The sequence below is a fragment of the Microbacterium sp. F01 genome (assembly GCF_056156365.1).
On record NZ_CM149592.1, the window covers coordinates 2,517,072 to 2,540,001 of the forward strand.

Here is a 22,930-nt window from a genome sequence, read left to right on the forward strand (position 1 = left end):
CTCCGATGGCCGACCGCCGTGCGACGCTCACTGCATCCGGGGGATGCGATCTGGCCAGGCCACCGCGAGCGCCACGAGGATCGGCACGGCGATGGTCCATACGACGCCGAGCTCCGACTGGGGCACGACGACCGAGCCGCCGGGGCCGCTGCCCGAGAACACGAGGGTCGACACCATCATCCCGACGCCTGTCGCGAGGGTCGCCCAGCGGTCGGAGGTGAGCAGCCTCACGGCGACGAGCAGCGCGCCCGAGCCGATCAGAGCGAGGATCAGGCCCAGCGGGAACCGGCCGATCGCGTACGCGTGGGCGACTGTACCAGCGACCCCGTAGACGAGTCCCACCAGCAGGGCGATGATCCAGCTGCCGATGCGGGCGGGAACGGAAGGGCGCATGCGTCGATGGTACCGAGCGCGCCTGGACGCTCCTCCCCGCCCGCTTACCGAGATCTTGAGCGTTACGCCGCCCAGCCCCACAGCCGCAGGAGCGCCGCCACGATCGCCGCGGCGATCACCACGACGAGGAACGGCGCGCGCAGCATCAGCAGGCCCGCGGCGACGAGCACGGCCGGCACCCGCGCATCGACCACCACCGCCTGCCCGACGCCGAGGGTCTGCACGGCGACGAGCGCAGCCAGCAGCGCGACGGTGAGGAGGTCCGCGATGCGCATCGGCGTAGGCGCCTCCACCCACTTGGCGGGGATGAGATACCCCACGGTCTTGAGCGCGACGCAGATGATCGAGGCCACGAGGATGGCGGTCCACATCGTCACGGCAGCCCCTCTCTCTCGGCGACGTCGTCGGGCTCGGCATCCACCCGTTCGTCCTTGCCGAGCCAGTTCGTCCAGCCGACCACGATCGCGACGAGCGCGGCGATGATGACCGGCAGCCCCGGCATGAGGACGGGCGTCAGCACCGTCGCGACGACCGCGGCAGCCACGCCCACGACGATGGGCTGCCGTGCCCGCAGACGCGGCCACAGCAGCGCGAGGAACGCCGCGGCGGCCGCGGCGTCGAGCCCGTACGCCCGGACGTCGCCGAGTACGTCTCCGAGCAGGGCGCCCGCAAGGGTCGACAGGTTCCACCCGACGTAGATGCCGATGCCCGTCACCCAGAAGCCCAGCGAGCGCGCATGCGGTGACCGCTGCGCGAGCGCGACGGCCGTCGATTCGTCGATCGTGAACTGCGCCGCGGCCGCGCGACGCCAGAAGCCCGCACCGATCACCGGCGACATGCGGATGCCGTAGGCGACGTTGCGCACCCCGAGCAGCGCTGCCGACGCGATCGCGGCGGGGACAGCGGCCAGTCCCCCGGCGCCTACGATGCCGACGAACGCGAACTGCGACCCGCCGGTGAACATCACGAGGCTCAGCACGCAGGTCTGCCAGACGTCGAGCCCGGCGGCGACCGCGAGAGCGCCGAACGAGATGCCGTAGGCGCTGGTCGCCACTGCGACCCCGAGTCCTTCGCGCACGGCCCTCTGGCCTTCGCCCGCGCTGTGCGCATCGTCGAAGTGCGGGTCGAGGGTCACCTCGTCATGCTACCGACGGCCCCGACACCGGGCGCCGGGCCGCGAGCCGATCGGTGGCCTCTCTTCTGATACGACGGATGCCGCGACCCTGCGCCCTTCGAGGGCGCGGGGTCGCGGCATCCGTTCCAGAATTACGCGTTGGCGTCCTGGCGCTTCAGGCGCGAGGCCGCGCGGCCGCGCTCGGTGGCGTCGAGGATCACCTTGCGGATGCGCACCTTCTCGGGCGTGACCTCGACGCATTCGTCGTCGCGGGCGAACTCGAGGCTCTCCTCGAGGGAGAGGAGGCGCGGCGGAGTCATCGACTCGAACGCGTCCGCGGTCGAGGACCGCATGTTCGTGAGCTTCTTCTCCTTGGTGATGTTCACGTCCATGTCGTCGGCGCGCGAGTTCTCGCCGACGACCATGCCCTCGTAGACCTCTTCGGTGGGCTGCACGAAGAAGCTCATGCGCTCCTGCAGCGCGATCATGGCGAACGGGGTGACGACGCCCGAGCGGTCGGCGACGATCGAGCCGTTCTGGCGGGCGACGATGTGGCCCGCCCAGTCGTCGTAGCCGTGCGAGATCGCGTTGGCGATGCCCGTGCCGCGCGTCATCGAGAGGAACTCGGTGCGGAAGCCGATCAGACCGCGCGAGGGCACGATGAACTCCATGCGGACCCAGCCGGTGCCGTGGTTGACCATCGTCTCCATCCGGCCCTTGCGGGAAGCCATCAGCTGGGTGATGGCGCCGAGGTACTCCTCGGGGGCGTCGATCGTCAAGTGCTCGAAAGGCTCCTTGACCTTGCCGTCCTCGCCCTTGCGCGTGACGACCTGCGGCTTGCCGACCGTGAGCTCGAAGCCCTCGCGGCGCATGTTCTCGACGAGGATTGCCAGCGCGAGCTCGCCGCGACCCTGCACCTCCCACGCGTCGGGGCGTCCGATGTCGACGACCTTGAGCGACACGTTGCCGATGAGCTCTCGGTCGAGGCGGTCCTTCACCATGCGGGCGGTGACCTTGTGGCCCTTGACCTTGCCGACCAGCGGCGACGTGTTCGTGCCGATCGTCATCGAGATCGCGGGATCGTCGACCGTGATCGCGGGGAGCGGCCGGACGTCCTCAGGGTCGGCGATCGTCTCGCCGATCGTGATCTCCTCGATGCCGGCGATGGCGACGATGTCGCCGGGACCGGCCTCTTCGGCCGGGTAGCGCTCGAGAGCGCGGGTCTTCAGCAGCTCGGTGATGCGGGCGTTCGAGTGCGAGCCGTCGTGACGGACCCACGCGACGGTCTGACCCTTCTTGAGGGTGCCGTTGAAGACGCGCAGCAGCGCGAGGCGGCCGAGGAACGGGCTCGAGTCGAGGTTGGTGACCCAGGCCTGAAGGGGCGCCTCGTCGTCGTATGCCGGTGCAGGCACGTGCTCGAGGATCGCCTCGAACAGCGGCTCGAGGTCGGCGTTGTCGGGGAGCTCGCCGTTGGCGGGACGGGTACGGGATGCTGCGCCCGCGCGCCCGCTCGCATACACGACGGGGACGTCGAGCAGGGCGTCGATGTCGAGGTCGGGCACGTCCTCGTGGAGGTCGGACGCGAGGCCCAGCAGCAGGTCGTGCGCCTCCTCCTCGACCTCGGCGATGCGCGCGTCGGGACGGTCGGTCTTGTTGACCAGCAGGATGACAGGCAGCTTCGCCTCGAGCGCCTTGCGGAGCACGAAGCGGGTCTGCGGGAGCGGGCCCTCGCTCGCGTCGACGAGCAGCACGACGCCGTCGACCATCGACAGTCCGCGCTCGACCTCGCCGCCGAAGTCGGCGTGGCCGGGGGTGTCGATGACGTTGATGGTGACGGGAACGTCGGTGTGGGCGCCGTTGTACGTGATCGCGGTGTTCTTCGCGAGGATCGTGATGCCCTTTTCGCGCTCGAGGTCGTTCGAGTCCATCGCGCGCTCTTCGACGTGAGCGTGCTCGCCGAACGAGCCGGTCTGGCGGAGCATCGCGTCGACGAGGGTGGTCTTGCCGTGGTCGACGTGAGCGACGATAGCCACGTTGCGGAGGTCCGGACGGAGGGCGCGCGCCATGAGGGAATCCTTGAAAGAGAATGGGGATGCCGGAATGCCGGCATCCCCATTCTATTGGGCGCTGCTGTGTATCGCCTTTCGGCGGCGGATCAGCCCTCCAGGCCCGCTTCGAGCAGGGCGGCGCGCGCCTCGCGGCGCACGCGCTGCTCTTCGGGATCGGGCACCGGGATGGCGGCGATGAGGCGGCGCGTGTAGTCCTCCTTGGGCGCGCGCAGGATCTGACCCGTCGCACCCTGCTCGACGATCTTGCCGTGGTGCATCACGATGATGCGGTCGGCCAGCGAGTCGACGACCGCGAGGTCGTGGCTGATGAAGAGGCATGCGAAGCCCATGTCGGCCTGCAGCTGGCGCAGCAGCTGCAGGACGGTGGCCTGCACCGACACGTCCAGCGCCGAGGTCGGCTCGTCCGCGATGAGCAGCTTGGGCTGCAGCGACAGGGCGCGCGCGATGCCGACACGCTGCTTCTGACCGCCCGACAGCTCGTGCGGGTAGCGGTTGCGGTACGAGCGGGGCAGCTCGACGGCGTCAAGCAGCCCCTGCACCTTCACGTCGAGCTCGCGACCCTTCGCGATCCCCGCCAGGAGCATCGGCTCGCCGATCGACTGGCCGATCGGAAGGCGCGGATTCAGCGACGACGACGGGTCCTGGAAGACGATGCCCACGTCCTTGTGCACCTTGTGCAGCAGGCGCCGGTCGGCCTTGGAGATGTCGTAGCCGACGACCTCGGCCTTGCCGTCCGCGATCGGCAGCAGGCCGATCGCGGCGCGGCCGACCGTGGTCTTGCCCGAGCCGGACTCGCCCACGAGGCCCGTGACCTCACCCGGATAGATGGTGAAGTTCGCGTGCTCAACCGCTCGGAACGCGGGCACGCGCCCCTTCTTCGGGTAGTCGATCGCAACGTCCGTGAAGTCGAGCACCGGTGCGCCGAGGCCCTTGCGGCGCTCCTCGTCCTCACGGGCGGCGACGTCGGCCAAGCGGATCACCGAGGTGTCGCCGGCGAGGGCTGCCGTCGTGTCGATCGACTCGCCCTGCGCATCGCCGATGCGCGGCACCGCTGCGAGCAGCTGCTGCGTGTACGCGTGGGTGGGGCGGTTGAAGACCGCGTCGACCGTGCCGCGCTCGACGATCTCGCCCTTGCGCATCACGACGATGTCGTCGGCGATGTCGGCCACCACGCCCATGTCGTGCGTGATGATCAGGATCGCCGAGTCGAGGCGGTGGCGGAGGTCGCGCATGAGGTCGAGGATCTCGGCCTGGACCGTCACGTCGAGAGCCGTGGTCGGCTCGTCGGCGATGAGCAGCTGCGGGTCGCACGAGATCGACTGCGCGATCATGGCGCGCTGACGCTGGCCGCCCGACAGCTGGTGCGGGTACGAGTTGAACGCCTTGAGCGGGTCGGGAAGCTCCACCATGTCGAGCAGCTCGAGTGCACGCGCGCGCGCCGCGCTCGGAGTCATGCCCTGGTGGATGCGCAGCGTCTCGATGATCTGGAACCCGACCGTGAACACGGGGTTCAGCGCCGTCATCGGCTCCTGGAAGATCACGGCGATCTCACGGCCGCGCACGCGACGCAGGTCGTCAGGACGCAGACCGAGGATCTCGCGGCCGCCGAGCTTGACACTGCCGGTCACGCGGGCGTTCGACGGCAGGAGTCCCAGCATCGCCATGGAGCTCGCGCTCTTGCCCGAGCCGGACTCGCCGACGATCGCGAGGGCCTTGCCCGATTCGACGGAGTAGTTCAGCTTCTTCGCTGCCGGCACCCAGTAGTTGTCGACGGCGAAGTCCACGGACAGACCGCTCACTTCCAGCAGCGGACTGCCGGTGGAGACGGGAGTGGGGGACGCGTTCATTTGATGGTCCTTGTGGGATCGATTGAGAGAATGAGGGGGTGACCGACCATGCGCTCCGCATCGACTCCCGCTTCAACCGCATTGCTGCCGTCATCGTCTGGAGTCTCGCGGCGCTCGCAGTGATCACCGCCGTATGGAGCACGGACCCGCGGCTGGCGTGGGTCTACGCCGCCGCCCCACTGGCTGCCCTCCTGGGCTGGATGGCACTGTGGCGCCCCAGCGTGGTCGTATCGGATCACGGTGTGCGCATCGAGAACGTGAGCCACGATGTCGAGGTGCCCTGGGAGGCCCTCGTGCACGTCGACACGGCGCGCGCCCTGACGCTGCACACGCCGTCCGGCAGCTTCACCGCCTGGTCGGCGCCGGCGCCCGGCTTCTTCACCACGATGATGGGCAACGCGAAGGCCCGCCGCGAGGCGAACGCCGCCGGTGGCGACGCCCGCCCGAGCGACCGTATGGGCACCGACTCGGGCAACGCGGCTCTCGTCGTGCGAGAGACCTGGCGCCGCCGTCTCGATGCCGGTCAGGTGGAGCTCGGCGTTGCGGACGAGACGCCGGTCAAGCGCCACTGGCACGTGCCGTTCCTCGTCGCGTCGATCGTGCTCGCCGCGACGTCGGTCGCGCTGATCGTCGCCACCGGCTGAGGGCCTGCGGCGCATCATCCGCGCCGATCCGGGTCGGGCGCGATCTCGTCGTCGAGCACATCGTCGGGGCGATCGCTCGTGACGCCCTCGACGATCGCCGCACCACCGGCCGTGACCAACGCACCCTCGGGCACGTCGGCGGTCGTGCCGGCCACGATGACCGCGTCCTCGGGGAGTTCCTTGACCTTGCGGAAGACGACGCGCTTCTGGCGCGGGTCGAACGCGTCGCGGAGTCCGTCGCCGACGAAGTTGACAAGCAGGGACAGGATGACGATGAACGCCGCCGGCCACCAGAACAGCCACGGGCGGGTCTGGAACGCCGACTCGTTCTGCGAGATCAGCAGGCCGAGCGAGACGTCAGGCGACTTCACGCCGTAGCCGAGGAACGACAGCGACGTCTCGAGGATGATCGCGGCCGCAATCAGCAGGGTCGTCGCGACGATGACCACGCCGATCGCATTCGGGAGGATGTGCTTGAAGATGATGCGCGCGTCCGACGCGCCCGCGACACGAGCCGCCTCGACGAATTCGCGCTCGCGCAGCGTGAGGAACTCGGCCCGCACCAGTCGGGCGATGCCCGTCCAGACGAAGAACCCGAGGAAGAGAGCCAGCAGCAGCGGCCCGAGTCCACCGACGGCCGAACCGACGACCGCGCCGATCACGATGACCGGGATCACGATCACGATGTCGGTCAGGCGCATCAGCAGCGAATCGACCCACCCGCGGTAGTAGCCCGCAAGGGCGCCCACGATGACGCCGAGGAAGGCGCCGATCAAGCCGATGATGAACATCATGTAGGACGAGTTCACGAGGCCGCGCATGGTCATCGCGAAGTAGTCCTTGCCGACCGTGTTCTGGCCGAACGGGTGCTCGCCGAGCGAGAAGGGCCACAGCGTCAGCGTCGGCCTTCCGCCGTTGGTGATGGGCAGGAGCTGCTCGTAATTCCACTTCCACCAGCCCGGAATGGGGCCGATGCCGGTCGCGGAGATGGCGAATCCCACAATGAGGATGAACAGGATGGCGCTGACGACCGCAGGCTTGTGCGCGATGAACCGGCGGAACGTGAGTCGCCCCTGGCTGACGCCGCGTTCTTCTGCGGTCTGGACGTGCACACCGCCGTCGGACGGCGCGGTGGGAGGCTCGAGGGCCGGATCGATCGGGATGGACATTACTTGACCCTCACTCTCGGGTCGATCGCCGAGTATGCGAGGTCGGCGAGGAAGTTGAACGTGATGGCGACCACGGCGATGACGACGAAGTACGCCATGACCGGGTTCGGATCGGCGCGCTGGAGACCGGCGTTGAAGAGGGCGCCCATGCCGCTGAACGCGAAGATGCGCTCGGTGATGATCGCGCCTCCGATGAGCGCGCCCACATCGGCCGCGACGATCGTGGTGATGGGGATGAGCGAGTTGCGGAACGCGTGGCGCACGACGACCGTCCGCTCGGGGAGGCCCTTCGCGCGCGCGGTGCGGATGTAGTCCTGGTTCAGCGTCTCGAGCATGCCGCCGCGCGCATAGCGGGTGTACGCGGCGAACGAGATCAGCATGAGGCTGATGGTCGGCAGCAGCAGGTGGGTGAACGTGTCGATGCTCTGGATCCACCAGTCGCCCTGCAGGTTCGGCGTCTGCGACCCGATCGTGGCGATCGGCCGCCCGTTCACCTTCGGGTTGTTGACGTACGAGTTCCAGTTCTGCATGAACTGATCGAGGATGATCACGCCCATGCCGAGAACGCCCGTGAGCACGCCGATCCGGATCGCCTGCCCCTTGTCGTACTCGCCGAGGAACCACCCTGCCGCGGCGCCGACCAGTGCGGCGGCGACGAAGAGCGCGAACACGCCCCACCCATTGAAGGACTTCAGGAACGGCTGCAGCACGAAGTAGGCGGCGATGAGCGCGATCACGGTCACGCCCGCGGTTCGCCACGCGTAGCGTGCGCGCGCGCCCGCGATGATGAGCACCATGCCGGCGCCGAACGCGGCGATGAGCAGCGGGGTGAGGATCGGGCCGAGCGACGGGTTGAGGAACCACGCCGTCACGCTCATGCCGTAGAGCATCGCTCCGGTGGTGATGACCGAGGCCGCGAACACGACCAGGCGACGCTGCCTGTTCCCGCCGATGATGGCCTGCCAGAAGACTCCGGAGATGAGACTGAGTGCGATGATCCACGGCCACGTGAACACCGGACTGTCGAGCCAGTTGTTGAAGCCGAGCGCCACGAAGACCTTGAGAAGGACGCCCATCACGAACGAGGGCAGCGAGTAGAAGAGGAAGCTGGCGAACGTGAACGAGTAGTCGATCGCGCTGTACTGGCGCAGCGCCGAGACGATGCCGACGAGGACGCCGAGGACGATGGCGAGAATCGTCGAAGCGGTGACGAGCTGGAGCGTCGCACCCATCGCACGGGCGAGGACGATCGTGACCGGCTGGTTCTGGATGGTGACGCCGAGGTCGCAGCCACCGAACGGGATGACACAGCGTGCGGCGCCGAGGAGCCAGTTGAACCAGCGGACGGGGATGGGCTGGTCGAGGTTCAGCCACGCGATGCGCTGCGCGATCAGCGCGTCGCGGTTCGGGCTGTTGGAGGCGTACAGGTCCTCGAGCGGATCTTTTGCCAGAGCCACGAGGGTGTACATCAGGAAGGATGCGGCGATGAGGATCAGGATCGAGACCCCGATGCGCCGCAGAACGAAGCTAAGCACTGGGCTGGCCCTTCATGCAGAAAAGGTAGCAGGCACGCGACGACGGCAGCAGAGGCCGGGCGTCGGGTTCGCCGGCTGTGGACGGGAAGACACACGCACGGGGCGCCGGGCTGTCAGCACCCGACGCCCCATGGCGTGGTGTTTCAGTGGATCACCGAATTACTCGGCGACCGTCCACTCCCAGAAGTTCCAGAACACACCGGTCTGGTTGCCCATGAAGGTGATGCCCTCGATGGTGTCGACGTGCGCCTCGAGGCCGGGGCCCTGGAAGAGGGGCAGACCGTAGGCGTCCGCGAACAGCTGGCCGTCGGCCTCGACCGTGAGCTCGTCGATCGCGTCGATGTCGAGCGTGGTCGGGATCTCGGTCGCGATCTCGTCGACGCGGTCGTTGGCGTACTTGTTGAAGTTGCTGCCACCGAAGCTCGCGAAGATCTGCGGGATGGTGCCGTTGCCGACACCGGGCGAGATCCACCCGAAGATGACTGCGTCGTAGATGTCGGAACCGAGCTGAGCGCTCCAGTCCTCGCGGCCCACATCTTCGATCACGAAGCCGGCCTCAGCAGCCGAGGCCTGGATGGCCTCGAACGCGGCGACGCGGTTCGGGTTGTTGATGTTGTACATCAGGCGGATCGTCGGGGTCGCACCGGCGAGGAGCTCCTTGGCGCCCTCGATGTCGACCTCGGCGTACTCGTCGGAGCCGTTGCTGGCGACGGCGTCCTCGTACGGAGCCTGCGCCGGGATGAACAGCTGCGAGTTGAGGACCTCGGCCTCGGGGTTGACCGGCTTGATCAGCGTGTCGACGAGCTGCTGACGCGGGATCGTCTTGAGGAACGCCTCACGGACGTTCTGCTCGGCGAACGGGCCGGCGAACGTCAGGTCGAGGTGGTCGTAGTTCAGCGCGTCGCCCTGGAGGACCTCCACGCCGTCGATGCCCTGGAGCGCGGTGAGCGTGTCGCCGCTCGCCTGCGGGGCGATGATGTCGACCTCGCCGTTCTGGAGGGCCGTGACCTGCGCCTGAGCGTCACCGATGAAGCGGATGACCATCTCGGAGAACTGCGGCTTGAGGTCACCGGTGTACTTGTCGTTGAGCTTCAGCGTCATCGACTGCGTGGGCTCGTAGGAGTCGATGACCCACGGGCCGCTCGACAGGTACAGCGACGGGTCGTCCGGCAGCGACGTCATGTCGAAGCCCGAGTTCCAGAAGTCGGCCGCAGCCTTGAGCGTCTCGTTGACCGGAGCCGGGGCCGCGGCGTCGCCGCGCGGGCTGGTCAGGATCGTGTCGACGAGCTCGGCCTGGTCGACGCCGGACTTCTCAGCGACGACGTGGACAGGCTGGTCCATGAGGTCCTGGATGTTCCAGTCGACGAAGGGCTCGTCGTATTCGAGGACGAGCGAGAGCTTGTCGTCCGCGACCTCGGTGATCGTCGAGGTCTTGAGGCCCTCGGTGCTGCCCGCGTACGCGAAGTACTTGGTGCCGCTGGTGGGCTCGCCCGTCTCGGGGTCGAGGGTCGCGTCGTCGAAGACGCCCGAGGTGGCGGCCCAGCCGAACACCAGGTCGTCGGTCGTGATGGGCTCGCCGTCCGACCACACCAGGCCGTCGTTGAGCGTGTACTTGACCTGGAGGGGGTCCTCGCTGACGACCTCCATCGTGCCGAACGACTCGTCCGGAACGACCTCGTAGCTGTCGCTGACGTAGTAGAACGTCGACTTCGTCAGGTAGTCGATCTTGCCGTTGATGTCGAGGTTGCCGTTGTCGCTGTTCGAGTTCGTGCCGGTGAACTCGTTCGTTTCGGCAACCGTCACCGCGGTGTCGGTGGCCGTCGGCTCCTCCGCCTCCGGCGGGGTCGTCGAGCAACCGGCGAGGACCAGTGCGGTCACGCCGACGCCCGCCGCGACTCCGAGTGCGCGCATGCGCCACGTCGTCTTGTCAGACACTTGTGTCTCCTCTGTGCAGGGTAATGCGCGCGAATCCGGCCGGAAGCCGGACCTGCGCGCGGATGGGAAAACGATAAGCACCGGTAGTGAGATGGTCAAAACGATCGGCGAAAACGTTACAGAGCCTTAACTCAATCGACGTGGAGTGTGACAATCTGACAAGATGACGCCGCCGAACCGGCCCACAGACCAGAGGAATTCCACTAGTCTCTCGCCCCTCACGTCGTACGATCGCCGACGCCTCACGTGGGAGGTCTGGATCGTCCTCGCGATCACGGTCGGGCAGTCCGCTCTGTACTCGGTGCTGTCGCTCGTGCGCAAGCTCCTCGCACCCGTTCCGCTCGGCCAGCAGCAGACCCAGGTGAACCCTCCGCGGGACGCGCAGGCGGTCTGGGATGTCGTCTACCAGGTGCTCGCCGTCTTCTTCGCGCTCGCCCTGGTGGCGCTCGTCGTCTACCTTCTCTGGGAGCCCGGGAGCAACGCGCTGCGCCGCCTCGGACTGGACTTCTCGAGGTTCGGCGGAGACCTCGGCCGCGGCATCCTGCTCGCCGCCGTCATCGGTGTGCCGGGTCTGGCCCTCTATGCCGCGGGCCGCGCGCTGGGGGTCACCGTCGCGGTGGTCGCGTCTCCGCTCGATGCGGCGTGGTGGACCGTGCCGCTGCTGGTGCTGTCGGCGCTGCGTGCCGGGCTGACCGAGGAGGTCATCTTCATCGGCTACCTGTTCGACCGGCTGCGCCGGTTCGGATGGAACGACTGGGCCATCATCCTGACCTCCGCCGGCCTGCGCGGCGCCTACCACGCCTACCAGGGCATCGGCGCGATCGTCGGCAACGTCGTGATGGGCGTGGTCTTCGGCTGGTGCTACCGCCGGTGGGGTCGCGTCATGCCGCTCGTCATCGCGCACACGCTGCTCGACATCGTCGCGTTCGTCGGCTACCCCTTAGCGGCCGCGCTGTGGCCCGGCGTATTCGCCCCGATCCCCACGCCGACCCCGACCCCGACCCCGACGCCGACCCCGACGCCCGCGGCCTGATCGGTCGCAGCTGCCCGGCCACGCAGCATCCGTCCCTCATCTCTGCGAGAGAACAGCTGGCGGCCGAGGGGTAGTGACGTTGCCTACCTCTCGGCCGCCCGGTGTTCTCTCGCGGCTCCTCCACCGGATGGGGGCATGCGCAGAGTTTCCACAACGCCGACACGACGGGCCGTCGCGCGACCGGACCAACGACATCTTTGACGGATGCTGACCCTCGCGCCCGCGCCGCTCCCTTTGCTGCAGCGCGCCGACACGCCGCACCCGGAGCGGGCTGTGCAGCGCGGCGAGCTCGTCAAGGTGCGACACGGCGTCTACGCGGCGACTCGATTGTGGCGTGATCTCGCGCCGTGGGATCGCTACTTGTGTCGGGTCCATGCGGTCGCGCTGGTCCATCCCGACGCCGTCTTCTGCATGGAGTCCGCCGCAGCGCTGCTCGGGATGCCGATCTTCGGTGATCCTGTGACGATGCACGTCCTGGTGCCGCCGAGCGGAGCGGCGCGACAGGTCGCCGGCGTGCGAACACATCGTGCGACGACGGAGCGAACCATCATCGACCTCTCGGGTGTGCTCGTCACCTCACCGAGCGACACTGCTGTCGACCTCGCCCGGGCTCGCCACCATGCGATAGGACTGGCCGCGGCCGACGCTGCGCTACGACTCGATCCGGCCACCACCGCTGAGGTGCTCCTCGGGATCAACGAGGCTCGATCGAGCAGCCGGGGACGCGATATCGCCCGCTGGCCGCTCAGCCGCGCGACGGCTCTCGCGGAGACGGCGATCGAGTCGATCAGCCGAGCGGTGCTGGAGTGGCTCGGGTTCCCTCGGCCGGAGCTGCAGGTTGTCTTCCGCGCCCGTGATGGCGCGGAGCATCGGCCCGATTTCCTCTGGCGTGACCCCCCCGCATCGGCTCGACGCTCAGCGATGGCCGGCGACAGCGACGGTGACCTGAAGTACGACGGACGTTTCGGTGATGCGCGGACCGTGCTCAAGAAGCAGTCCGAGCGCGACGTCCGGCTGCTCGAGAACGTGCGCAGCGTGACCCACTGGGGCTGGGACGACGCGGTGAACGTCGAACCCCTGCGCAAGCGGCTGCTCGGGGTCGGCCTGAAGGCGACCGATCCGGAGCATACGGCCGACCTTCACTCACTCCGGCGCGCACTCGCTTCGCGCCCGCCCCACGCGACCGGCCCGTCGTCCGGCGATCGCTGACGCGATGCGGCCCATCGGCCGCCGCACCGTCCTCGGCGCCGCATGTTGCCGCACCCATCGGCGAGGGAACACCTGGCGGCCGAAAGGTAGGCAACTTCGCTACCTCTCGGCCGCCAGGTGTTCCTTCGCGGAATCCCGAGGGGCGGCGGGCGGAGACGAGAGGGCGACGGGATGCCGCGGGGCGCGGCATCCCGTCGACTCAGGGGTGCGTCAGGCGAAGGCCTCGATGGGCGGGCAGGCGCACACGAGGTTGCGGTCGCCGTAGGCCTGGTCGATGCGGCGGACCGGGGGCCAGTACTTCGTGCGGACCAGGGTGTGCACCGGGTACACGGCGGTCTCGCGCGAGTAGGGGTGCTCCCACGAACCCGCGACCACGGACTCGGCGGTGTGCGGGGCGTTCGCGAGCGGGTTGTCGGCCGCGGGCCACTCCCCCGCGGCGACGCGGTCTGCCTCGGCCTTGATCGCGATCATGGCCTCGATGAAGCGCTCGATCTCGGCGAGGTCCTCCGACTCCGTCGGCTCGACCATGAGCGTGCCCGCGACGGGGAACGACATCGTCGGGGCGTGGAAGCCGTAGTCGATGAGGCGCTTGGCGACATCGTCGACCGACACGCCGGTCGCCTCCTTCAGCGGACGCAGGTCGAGGATGCACTCGTGCGCGACGAGGCCGTCCTCACCGGTGTACAGCACCGGGTAGTGGTCGCGCAGGCGGACCGCGATGTAGTTCGCGGCGAGCACCGCGGCGGCCGTGGCCGATCGCAGCCCCTCGGCGCCCATCATGCGCACGTATGCCCACGAGATCGGCAGGATTCCGGCCGAGCCGTGCGGTGCGGCCGAGATGGGTCCGCCGTCGAAGACGCCGCCGGCATGGTCCTTGCGCTGCGACAGCGGGTGCGACGGGAGGTAGGCCGCGAGGTGCGCCTTCGCCGCCACGGGGCCGACGCCCGGGCCGCCGCCGCCGTGCGGGATCGCGAACGTCTTGTGCAGGTTCAGGTGCGAGACGTCGCCGCCGAGGTCGCCGAAGCGCGCGTAGCCGAGGAGGGCGTTGAGATTCGCGCCGTCGACGTACACCTGGCCGCCGGCGTCGTGCACGGCCTGCGTGATGTCGAGCACGTCGTGCTCGTACACGCCGTGGGTCGACGGATACGTGATCATGAGCGCCGCGAGCTCGTCGGCGTGCGTCGCGATCTTGGCGCGCAGGTCGTCGAGGTCGACGTTGCCGGCCTCGTCGCACGCGACCACGACGACGCGCATGCCCGCGAGCACGGCGGATGCCGCGTTCGTCCCGTGCGCCGACGACGGGATGAGGCACACCGTGCGCGCGAGGTCGCCGTTCGCCCGGTGGTAGCCACGGATCGCCATGAGGCCCGCGAGCTCGCCCTGCGACCCCGCGTTGGGCTGCAGCGACACCGCGTCGTACCCGGTGACCTCGGCGAGCCACACCTCGAGCTGCTCGATCATCGCGAGGTAGCCGTGCACGTCGTCCTCGGGCGCGAACGGGTGCACGCGCGAGAACTCCGGCCACGACACGGCGGCCATCTCGGTCGCCGCGTTGAGCTTCATCGTGCACGAGCCCAGCGGGATCATGCCGCGGTCCAGCGCGTAGTCGCGGTCGGAGAGCTGCTTGAGGTATCGCATCATCGCCGTCTCGGACCGGTGCGAGTTGAACACCGGGTGCGTGAGGAACTCCGAGGCTCGGTGCAGCCCGGACGGCACGCCAGCCAGGGGCGCAGCATCCGTGAACGGAAGTACGCGCTCGCCCTGCTCCCCCGCACCCAGGAACTCGTTCTCGGGCAGGCCGAAGGCCCACGCGACAGCAGCGAGGTCGTCGGCCGTGGTGGTCTCGTCGACCGAGACTCCGACGGTGGCGTCGTCGACCCAGAACAGCTGGTAGCCGCGCTCGCGCGCGCGCTCGATCACGCGGCGCGAGGCGCCGGGCGTCGCGACGCGGACGGTGTCGAAGAACGCATCGGAGCGCAGCGAGAGACCGTACGAGCGCAGGCGGGCGGCGAGCGCCTCGGCCTTCTTCGCGACGTCGGTGGCGATCGCCCGGAGGCCGTCCGGCCCGTGATAGACCGCGTACATCGACGCCATGACCGCCAGCAGCACCTGCGACGTGCAGATGTTCGACGTGGCCTTCTCGCGGCGGATGTGCTGCTCGCGGGTCTGGAGCGCGAGACGGTAAGCGGGGTGGCCGGCGGCGTCCTGAGAGACGCCCACGAGTCGTCCGGGCAGCTGCCGCTCGAGGCCCTGGCGGACCGCCATGTAGCCGGCATGCGGGCCGCCGAAGCCGAGCGGCACGCCGAAGCGCTGGGTCGTGCCCACGGCGACGTCGGCGCCGAGCGAGCCCGGCGAGCGCAGCAGCGTGAGCGCGAGGATGTCGGCGGCCACCACGACGAGCGCACCCGCGACGTGCGCGGCGTCGACGACGCCGGACGGATCCCAGACGTTTCCCGATGCGCCCGGGTACTGCACGAGCACCCCGAACAGGTCGTCGGGAAGCACCGCGCCTCGCGCGAGGTCGAGTTCGACGAGCGAGATTCCGACGGCGGCCGCGCGGTGCGCGAGCAGCGCCTTCGTCTGCGGCAGCGCGTCGGCGTCGACCACGAACACGTTCGACGCCGACTTCGAGGCGCGCCGAGCCACCAGCATGCCCTCGACGACGGCCGTCGACTCGTCGAGCATCGACGCGTTCGCCGTCGCGAGCCCGGTGAGGTCGGTCACCATCGTCTGGAAGTTGATGAGCGCCTCCAGGCGCCCCTGCGAGATCTCGGGCTGGTACGGCGTGTACGCCGTGTACCAGGACGGGTTCTCGAGCACGTTGCGGGCGATCACCGACGGCGTGAGCGTGTCGTAGTAGCCCAGACCGATCATCGGCCGCGCCGTACGATTCTGCGACGCCAGCACGCGCAGCTCGGCGAGCGCCTCGGCCTCGGTCGCTGCGGGCGGGATGTCGCTCGTGGAACGAGGCTTGGCATGGATGGATGCCGGGACCGCCGCCTCGACGAGCGCATCGACGCTGTCGTAGCCCAGCGCGTCGAGCATCGTGCGCTGGGCCGCGGCATCCGTCCCGATGTGACGGTCGGCGAACAGACCCGTCATTCGGCGCCACCCGTGAGGGAGATGTACGCGTCGCGGTCGAGGAGGTCGGCCACGGCGGCCGGGTCGACCGTGATCTTGACGAGCCAGCCGGCGCCGAACGGGTCGGCGTTCACCAGGCCCGGATCGTCGACAACGGCCTCGTTGACCTCGACGACCTCGCCGGTGAGCGGCGCGTAGAGCTCACCGACCGACTTCGTGGACTCGATCTCGCCGACGACGGTCGCCGCGCTCACCGAGCTGCCGACGGCGGGCAGCTCGACGAACACGACGTCACCGAGCTTGTCGGCAGCGTACGAGGTGATGCCGACGGTGGCGACGTCGCCGTCGAGGGCGACCCACTCGTGCTCGGCGGTGTACTTGAGGGCGGTGAGATCGGTCATTTGTTCCTCCGGTAGAAGGGTAGGTCGGTCACGGTCGCGGGGATGCGGGTACCCCGCACGTCGATGAAGAGCTCGGTTCCGGCGGCGCTCGCCGTGGGCGAGATGAACGCCATGGCGATGGGATGCCCCAGGGTCGGGCTGAGCGCACCGCTCGTGATCTCGCCGACCGGCGCCGCGGCGTCGGCGCTGTCGAACACGGCGTAGCCGGCGCGGCCGGCGCGGCGGCCCTCACTGGAGAGGCCCACGAGCACGGAAGCGTCAGCGGCGACGACGGCGGACAGGCCCGCCTTGCCGACGAAGTCGTCCTTGTCGGCCGCGACGACGCGACCGAGGCCCGCCTGGGCGGGGACGATGTCGAGCGACAGCTCGTGGCCGTACAGCGGCATCCCGGCCTCGAGGCGCAGCGTGTCTCGTGCGGCGAGGCCCGCGGGCACGAGGCCGAGCGGTTCCCCCGCGGCGAGGAGGGCGTCCCAGAGGGCGCCTGCGGCTCGGTTCGGCACCAGGAGCTCGAAGCCGTCCTCGCCCGTGTAGCCGGTGCGGGCGATGAACAGGGGCTCGCCGTCGAAGGTTCCGGACGACCACGCGTAGTATCCGAGGTCGGCGAACGCGGGCGCGACGTCCGCGATGCTCGCGGTCGCCTCGACGATCTCCCGCGCCGCGGGACCCTGGACGGCGATGAGCGACGTGTCGTCGGTCTGGTCCTCGAGCTCGGCCTCGAAGCCGCCGATGCGCTCGGCGAACGCCGTGGCCACAGCATCCCGGTTCCCGGCGTTGGCGATCACGAGGAAGCGGTCGTCGGCGAGGCGATAGACGATGACGTCGTCGATGATGCCGCCCGACTCGGCGAGCACCAGCGAGTACTTCGCCTTGCCGACGCGCATCGGCGAGATCGCGCCGGCGAGCGCGTAGTCGAGGAACGCGGCCGCATCGGCCCCGGTGACCAGGAACTCGGCCATGTGCGAGATGTCGAAGAGCCCGGCGCCGGTGCGCACGGCGTGGTGCTCGGCGAGATCCGAGCTGTAGCGCACCGGCATGAGCCAGCCGCCGAAGTCGGTGAAGGAGGCGCCGAGCGCCTCGTGGCGGTCGTGCAGGGCAGTCGTACGGAGTTCTGTCATGAGTTCCCCCGGTCGCGGACGGGCAGACGCCGGAAGACGCCTGTGAACTCCCCCTCTGTCATGGGCCTGAGAGCTTCGCCGGACGGGCATCCGGCTTTCTCCTTCGGCGGACGCGAACGTCACTCTCCAGAGTCGGCCTGCCCGAACGGTACGCGTACCTGAGAGATTGGCGGGGAGGCTTGCTCCTTCGGTGCTCGGCGATGGTGCTGCCGAGGCTCTCCCGCCCGGGTGATGGGCCGTTATTGACTTGCGCAGCAAGCATACCGGTCGGTGCCGTCAGCCGACGCAGTCACCCGACGACACGCGATCGGTCGCGGCTCCGGCAAGCTGCGCGACAGGCTCGAGCTCCGCCATCGTCATCGCGTAGCCCAGGTTCTCGTCATTCTCGGCGCGCGCGAAGACGACACCCACGACCTCACCGTCGCCCGTCAGGACCGGGCCCCCGGAGTTGCCGGGGCGCACGAGAGACGCGAGCGAGTAGATCTCGCGCGGGTTCGACGTCCGATCGTAGATGTCGGGGATCATGGCCGTTCCGGTGGAGAACACCGACGCGCTGGTCATCGTGAACGGGCCGCCGAGAGGATAGCCCTGCACCGCGGCCGAGCTGCCCGCCGGCAGGGTGTCGCCACGAGGAAGAGGCGTCGCGCCGAGGTCGTCGACCGCGATCACGGCGAGGTCGACGACCGCGTCGAAGTAGACGATCCGCCCCTCGCGCGCGGGACGGCCCGGCAGCTCGACCAGCGGCAGATCCACACCTGCGACGACGTGCGCATTGGTCACGACCCGGTCGGGCGCGATGACGAAGCCCGACCCGGTGGCCCCTCGCCCGCACGCGTAGGCGGTCCCCGAGACGCGGGCGACGGATGCTGCAGCCGTCGCGAGCTCCGGATCATCCAGGGCGACCGGGGGCTCAGTCGGCGCCGCTCTCGCGGGTCCGAGGAGCTCACCCAGACGAGGGATGCCGTCGGGGAGGTACGTCGACCTCAGTTCCGCCAGTGCCGCTTCGACCGGGGGCGGGACGACGGTCTTGATCGCGTTGACCACGTACGACGAGCCCACCGCGGCCGACACGCCGGGGATGCCCGAGGTCACCAGCGGCGGCGCGACGAGCGCGAGCGCGAGTACCGCCGCGACCACCGACGCGATGCCCCCGAGGAATCGTTCGGCCCACCGCAGCTTCAGGCGATCGGCGCCGGATCGCAGCAGGGATCCGAGCCACGCGCCCAAGGCGCCGCCGCCGAAGAGCAGCCCGAGGATGGTCGCGATCACCGCCACGGTGCGCCACGCCGGGGACGGCACCAGGTTGCTCACCAGCGGAGCCAGCCACGATGCCGCGAACGCGCCGGCCGCGAGGCCGGCGAGCGTGCCGATGCTCGCGAAGAACCCGCGACGGAACCCCGTGACGAGAGCCAGGACGAGGACGAGGACGATGATGACGTCGAAGACGATCATTCCGTGCCCCTCCGGTCTGGCCCTTTCGTCCGGCCAGACTACGCACCGCGCCTGTGAGCGAGCCCCGGCGACGCGCCGCCGCGCGTCAGCGGCGCTCGGCGGCGAGCTCCCTCCGGACCTCGTCGCGCAGCATCCCCTGGTTCTCAGGATCCGGAGCCGCACCCAGGAGGGTCCGCGTGTACTCGTGCTGAGGGTCGAGGATGACGGTGTCGGCAGGCCCGCGCTCGACGATGTCGCCGCGGTACATCACCAGGATTTCGTCGGAGAAGTGCCGCGCCGTGGCGAGGTCGTGGGTGATGTACAGCACCCCGAGGTGGTCCTCGCGCTGCAGCTGCGCCAGCAGGTTCAGCACGCCGAGACGGATCGACACGTCGAGCATCGAGACCGGCTCGTCGGCGACGATGAACTGCGCGCCCGGCGCGAGCGCACGCGCGATCGCGACGCGCTGGCGCTGACCTCCGGACAGCTCGTGCGGGCGCCTCTCCGCCATCTTGTCGGTCGGCGTGAGCCGCACCCGGTCGAGCAGCTCCAGTACGCGCCTGCGCACCTCGGCCTTGCCCATCCCCGGATTGTGGATGCGCAGCGGACGCTCGAGGTGGTGCTCGATCGATTGGAAAGGGTTCAGCGACGCGAAGGGGTCCTGGAACACCATCTGCACGTCGCCGCGATAGGCGGCGATATCGCGGCTCCGGCCGCCGACGGCCTTGCCGTCGAGCAGGATCTCGCCGCTCGTCGGGGTCTCGAGCCGCGCGAGCATCCTCGCGATGGTCGACTTGCCCGACCCGGACTCTCCCACCAGCGCGATCGTGCGCCCCGCTTCGAGCGTGAACGACACGTCCTTCACCGCGTGCAGCGTCGAGAACTTCAGGCCGTTGCGCAGCCGGAAGTCCTTGACCAGGTTCCGGGCCTCAAGTGTGCGGGATCCGCCCGCGGCGGGCCACTGGGCACTCATGCGGCCCCTCCTTCGACGGAAGCGGATGCTGCGCCCGGCGTCGCCGAGATCGGCTGGTGGCCGGTGCGCACGAAGTCGCCGCGGTCGCCGCGCAGGCTTGGGAAGCTCGACAGCAGCTTCTTCGTGTACTCATGCTGCGGGCTGCGATAGATGTCGGTCGCGGTGCCGAGCTCGACGATCTCGCCCTGCAGCATCACCGCGATGCGGTCGGAGATCTCGATGAGCATCGGCAGGTCGTGGGTGATGAAGATGACGGCGAACCCGAGCTTCTCGCGCAGGCGCATGATCTCGCGGATGATGCCGCGCTGCACCACGACGTCGAGCGCGGTGGTCGGCTCGTCCATGATCATGACCTGCGGATCGAGCGCGAGCGCCATCGCGATCATCACGCGCTGACGCATGCCGCCCGACAGCTCGTGCGGGAAGCTCGAGAGGCGCTTCGGATCGACGCCGACCAGCTCGAGGAGCTCCTCGCTGCGCCGCTGCTTGTCGCGCTTGGACATCTCGGGGCGGTGCGTCGTGAAGACGTCGAACAGCTGCGCCCGGACGTTGATGACCGGGTTCAGCGAGTTCATCGCGCCCTGGAACACCATCGACACCTTGTCCCACCGGAAGCGGCGGAGCTCCTCGTCGGCGAGGCCGACGACGTCGATGTCCTCCCCGGAGCGATCGTGGAACACGATGTCGCCCGCCGTCATCAGCGCCGGCGGCTTGAGCAGCCGGTTGATGCCGTACGCGAGGGTCGACTTGCCGCACCCGGACTCGCCGGCGAGTCCGAGGATCTCGCCGCGGTGGAGGGTGAGCGACACGTCGCGCACCGCCTTCACGGGTGGGTCGACCTCGTACTCGATCGAGACGTTCCTCGCGGTGAGGACGGCGTCGCCGTTCATGCCTCGGCTCCGTTCGTGACGTGGACCGACTCCACACCCCGGCCGGCGCGCTTGGCCTGCCGCACGCGCCGCGCATTCTCCGGCGCGAGCCGAAGCTTCGGGTTGATGATCTCGTCGATCGAGAAGTTAATGAGCGACAGGCCCGCGCCGAGCAGCGCGATCATGAGGCCGGGCGGCACGAACCACCACCACGCGCCGGTGCCCAGCGCCTGACCGGTCTGCGCGTCGTTGAGCATCGTGCCCCACGTGATCGAGCCCGTCGGCCCGAGTCCCAGATAAGACAGGCCCGCCTCGCCGAGGATCGCGAAGATGATCGCGAAGAGGAACTGCGCTGCGAGCAGAGGGAGGAGATTCGGGAGGATCTCGACACGGATGATGCGCGCCGTCTTCTCCCCCGCGACGCGGCTGGCCGCGACGTAGTCGCGCGACCGCAGCGAGCGCGCCTGCGCCCGCAGCACCACCGCGGATCCCGCCCACCCGGTGATTCCGAGGACCAGGGCCACCAGCATCCAACTGCGTCCGGGGATGTAGGTGGCGATCACCATCACCAGGGGCAGACCGGGGATGACGAGCATGATGTTCGTGAAGAGCGACAGGATCTCGTCCCACCAGCCGCCCTTGTAACCGGCGAGGATGCCGAACACGATCGACAGGATCAGGGCGATGAGGCCGGCCACGAGGCCCACCATGAGAGACCCGCGCGTGCCCCACGCGAGCTGAGCGAGCACGTCGTAGCCGAGCTTGGTCGTGCCGAGCCAGTGGTCCGCGCTCGGCGGCGACAGCGCAGGGTTGTCGGAGTCGGTCGGGTCCTGGCAGAACAGCGGCCCGAGGATGCCGAAGAGCGTGATGCCGATGACGATCGTCAGGCCGAGCGCGAGCTTCAGCGACATCCTCGGCAGCAGCTGGCGGAAGCCGCGGCGTGCGGCGGCCGCCTCGTCTCGGGCCGCTTCGACGTCGGCGTCCACGGGCGGCGACATCATCGCTCCCGGCGCGATGAGGGCGGGGTCGATCGTGCGATCGGAGAGCGTCTCGGGGGCGTTCTCGTAATCGGTCGACGTGTCGGTCACTTCGAGCCTCTCAGACATTGTGGCGCGCCCTCGGGTCGATGAATCCGTAGACGATGTCCATGATGAAGTTCGCCGCGAGCACCGCGATCGTGATCACCAGGAAGACGCCCTGCATCAGCGCGTAGTCGCTGTTCTGCACGGACTGGATCATGAGCTTGCCGATGCCGGGATAGGTGAACACCTGCTCCATGACGATGGAGCCGGCCACGACGAAGCCGAGCGAGATGCCGAACCCGGCGATCGACGGGATCGCGGCGTTGCGGGTCGCGTAGGTGCGGAGGATGCGGGCGGGCTTGAGGCCCTTGGCCTCGGCGGTGACGATGTAGTCCTCCGAGACTGTCGACACCATCATGTTGCGCATGCCGAGCAGCCACCCGCCGACCGAGCTCAGCACGATCGTGAGCGCCGGAAGGAACCCGTGGTAGACGGCGCTGCCGATGAACGCCCAGCTCCACTCCGGCCCCTCCGGGAACTCCCACACGTCGTAGCCGCCGAAGATCGGGAACCAGCCCAGAGCGACGGAGAAGATCGCGACGAGCACGAGCGCCAGCCAGAAGTAGGGAATGGACTGCAGCACGGTCGTGAACGGCACGAGGTGGTCGACCCAGGTGCCCCGTCGCCATCCCACCCAGGCACCGATTCCGACGCCGAGGACGAAGGAGATGACGGTGGCCAGGCCCACCAGGATCACCGTCCACGGCAGGGCCGCGGCGATGAGGTCGGTCACCGGAGCCGGGTACTTCGTGATGGAGATGCCCAGATCTCCCTGCAGCATCCGCCCCCAGTACGCGACGTACTGGTCCCACATCGACGACGAGTCGCCGCCGAGCAGGGTCTTGATGTTGCGGACCGTCGTCTCGTTGATCTCCCCGCCGGCACGCTGCATCTTCGCGAGGAGGATGTCGGCGGGGTCGCCGGGCAGAAGCCTCGGCAGGAGGAAATTGAGGGAGATCGTCGCCCAGAGTGTCACCACATAGAACGCGATCCGCCGCGCATAGAACTTCATCGCAGCCTGCTCCTCCGT

At 69.0% G+C, this 22,930-nt stretch carries 19 protein-coding genes and 2 riboswitches; of the genes, 3 read left to right on the forward strand and 16 right to left on the reverse strand.

Annotated elements, in window-relative coordinates:
- Window positions 1-27 precede the first annotated feature (27 nt).
- The 5 genes from ACVN90_RS11550 to ACVN90_RS11570 form a co-directional block, all read right to left on the reverse strand.
- Entirely contained in the window at window positions 28-393 is a 366-nt protein-coding gene (locus ACVN90_RS11550; RefSeq protein ID WP_475098398.1) for a histidinol dehydrogenase, read from the reverse strand.
- Window positions 394-455: 62 nt separating this feature from the next.
- On the reverse strand, window positions 456-770 hold the full coding sequence (locus ACVN90_RS11555) for an AzlD domain-containing protein (protein ID WP_475098399.1): 315 nt from the start codon (window positions 768-770) through the stop codon (window positions 456-458).
- Window positions 767-1,528: an AzlC family ABC transporter permease gene (locus tag ACVN90_RS11560; RefSeq protein ID WP_475098400.1), complete on the reverse strand. Its 762-nt coding sequence runs from the start codon at window positions 1,526-1,528 to the stop codon at window positions 767-769. Before ACVN90_RS11560 ends, ACVN90_RS11555 begins: the two co-directional genes overlap by 4 nt.
- Window positions 1,529-1,659: 131 nt before the next feature.
- Window positions 1,660-3,573 carry a translational GTPase TypA gene (gene typA / locus ACVN90_RS11565; RefSeq protein WP_378898251.1) on the reverse strand — a complete coding sequence of 638 codons (1,914 nt, stop codon included), beginning with the start codon at window positions 3,571-3,573 and terminating at the stop codon, window positions 1,660-1,662.
- Between the two features lie 89 nt (window positions 3,574-3,662).
- A complete protein-coding gene (locus tag ACVN90_RS11570; RefSeq protein WP_475098401.1) occupies window positions 3,663-5,423 on the reverse strand; it encodes an ABC transporter ATP-binding protein in 1,761 nt (586 codons plus the stop codon).
- A gap of 38 nt (window positions 5,424-5,461) precedes the next feature.
- Here ACVN90_RS11570 and ACVN90_RS11575 point away from each other — a divergent pair, with 38 nt between their 5' ends.
- On the forward strand, window positions 5,462-6,067 hold the full coding sequence (locus tag ACVN90_RS11575; RefSeq protein ID WP_475098402.1) for a PH domain-containing protein: 606 nt from the start codon (window positions 5,462-5,464) through the stop codon (window positions 6,065-6,067).
- Between the two features lie 14 nt (window positions 6,068-6,081).
- Here the strand turns inward: ACVN90_RS11575 and ACVN90_RS11580 are convergent, their stop codons facing one another.
- The 3 genes from ACVN90_RS11580 to ACVN90_RS11590 form a co-directional block, all read right to left on the reverse strand.
- Complete coding sequence (locus tag ACVN90_RS11580; protein WP_475098403.1) at window positions 6,082-7,236, reverse strand: ABC transporter permease; 1,155 nt, start codon at window positions 7,234-7,236, stop codon at window positions 6,082-6,084.
- The gene (locus ACVN90_RS11585) at window positions 7,236-8,771 is read right to left on the reverse strand and encodes an ABC transporter permease (RefSeq protein WP_475098404.1); all 1,536 of its coding nucleotides are present in this window, start codon (window positions 8,769-8,771) and stop codon (window positions 7,236-7,238) included. The genes ACVN90_RS11580 and ACVN90_RS11585 overlap by 1 nt, the downstream gene beginning before the upstream one ends.
- Before the next feature lie 159 nt (window positions 8,772-8,930).
- The gene (locus ACVN90_RS11590; protein WP_475098405.1) at window positions 8,931-10,706 is read right to left on the reverse strand and encodes an ABC transporter family substrate-binding protein; all 1,776 of its coding nucleotides are present in this window, start codon (window positions 10,704-10,706) and stop codon (window positions 8,931-8,933) included.
- 163 nt (window positions 10,707-10,869) lie between these two features.
- Here ACVN90_RS11590 and ACVN90_RS11595 point away from each other — a divergent pair, with 163 nt between their 5' ends.
- Window positions 10,870-11,739 carry a CPBP family intramembrane glutamic endopeptidase gene (locus ACVN90_RS11595; RefSeq protein ID WP_475098406.1) on the forward strand — a complete coding sequence of 290 codons (870 nt, stop codon included), beginning with the start codon at window positions 10,870-10,872 and terminating at the stop codon, window positions 11,737-11,739.
- A 204-nt stretch (window positions 11,740-11,943) separates the two neighbouring features.
- Complete coding sequence (locus ACVN90_RS11600) at window positions 11,944-12,948, forward strand: type IV toxin-antitoxin system AbiEi family antitoxin (protein WP_475098407.1); 1,005 nt, start codon at window positions 11,944-11,946, stop codon at window positions 12,946-12,948.
- A 210-nt stretch (window positions 12,949-13,158) separates the two neighbouring features.
- On the opposite strand, the gene gcvP is transcribed toward ACVN90_RS11600, so the two are convergent.
- From gcvP to ACVN90_RS11640, 8 genes are all read right to left on the reverse strand, one after another.
- The gene (gcvP, locus tag ACVN90_RS11605; RefSeq protein WP_475098408.1) at window positions 13,159-16,050 is read right to left on the reverse strand and encodes an aminomethyl-transferring glycine dehydrogenase; all 2,892 of its coding nucleotides are present in this window, start codon (window positions 16,048-16,050) and stop codon (window positions 13,159-13,161) included.
- Entirely contained in the window at window positions 16,047-16,430 is a 384-nt protein-coding gene (gcvH, locus tag ACVN90_RS11610) for a glycine cleavage system protein GcvH (RefSeq protein ID WP_475098409.1), read from the reverse strand. Before gcvH ends, gcvP begins: the two co-directional genes overlap by 4 nt.
- The gene (gene gcvT, locus ACVN90_RS11615; RefSeq protein ID WP_475098410.1) at window positions 16,427-17,545 is read right to left on the reverse strand and encodes a glycine cleavage system aminomethyltransferase GcvT; all 1,119 of its coding nucleotides are present in this window, start codon (window positions 17,543-17,545) and stop codon (window positions 16,427-16,429) included. The genes gcvH and gcvT overlap by 4 nt, the downstream gene beginning before the upstream one ends.
- Window positions 17,546-17,593: 48 nt before the next feature.
- Window positions 17,594-17,680: riboswitch (glycine riboswitch) on the reverse strand.
- Window position 17,681: 1 nt separating this feature from the next.
- Window positions 17,682-17,778, reverse strand: a riboswitch (glycine riboswitch).
- Window positions 17,779-17,821: 43 nt separating this feature from the next.
- A complete protein-coding gene (locus ACVN90_RS11620; RefSeq protein WP_475098411.1) occupies window positions 17,822-18,997 on the reverse strand; it encodes a MarP family serine protease in 1,176 nt (391 codons plus the stop codon).
- An 85-nt stretch (window positions 18,998-19,082) separates the two neighbouring features.
- A complete protein-coding gene (locus tag ACVN90_RS11625; RefSeq protein WP_475098412.1) occupies window positions 19,083-19,949 on the reverse strand; it encodes an ABC transporter ATP-binding protein in 867 nt (288 codons plus the stop codon).
- Window positions 19,946-20,839 carry an ABC transporter ATP-binding protein gene (locus tag ACVN90_RS11630; RefSeq protein WP_475098413.1) on the reverse strand — a complete coding sequence of 298 codons (894 nt, stop codon included), beginning with the start codon at window positions 20,837-20,839 and terminating at the stop codon, window positions 19,946-19,948. The genes ACVN90_RS11625 and ACVN90_RS11630 overlap by 4 nt, the downstream gene beginning before the upstream one ends.
- Window positions 20,836-21,819 carry an ABC transporter permease gene (locus tag ACVN90_RS11635; RefSeq protein ID WP_475102106.1) on the reverse strand — a complete coding sequence of 328 codons (984 nt, stop codon included), beginning with the start codon at window positions 21,817-21,819 and terminating at the stop codon, window positions 20,836-20,838. The genes ACVN90_RS11630 and ACVN90_RS11635 overlap by 4 nt, the downstream gene beginning before the upstream one ends.
- Window positions 21,820-21,916: 97 nt before the next feature.
- Window positions 21,917-22,912, reverse strand: a complete 996-nt coding sequence (locus ACVN90_RS11640) for an ABC transporter permease (protein WP_475098414.1) — start codon at window positions 22,910-22,912, stop codon at window positions 21,917-21,919.
- Between the last annotated feature and the right edge of the window lie 18 nt (window positions 22,913-22,930).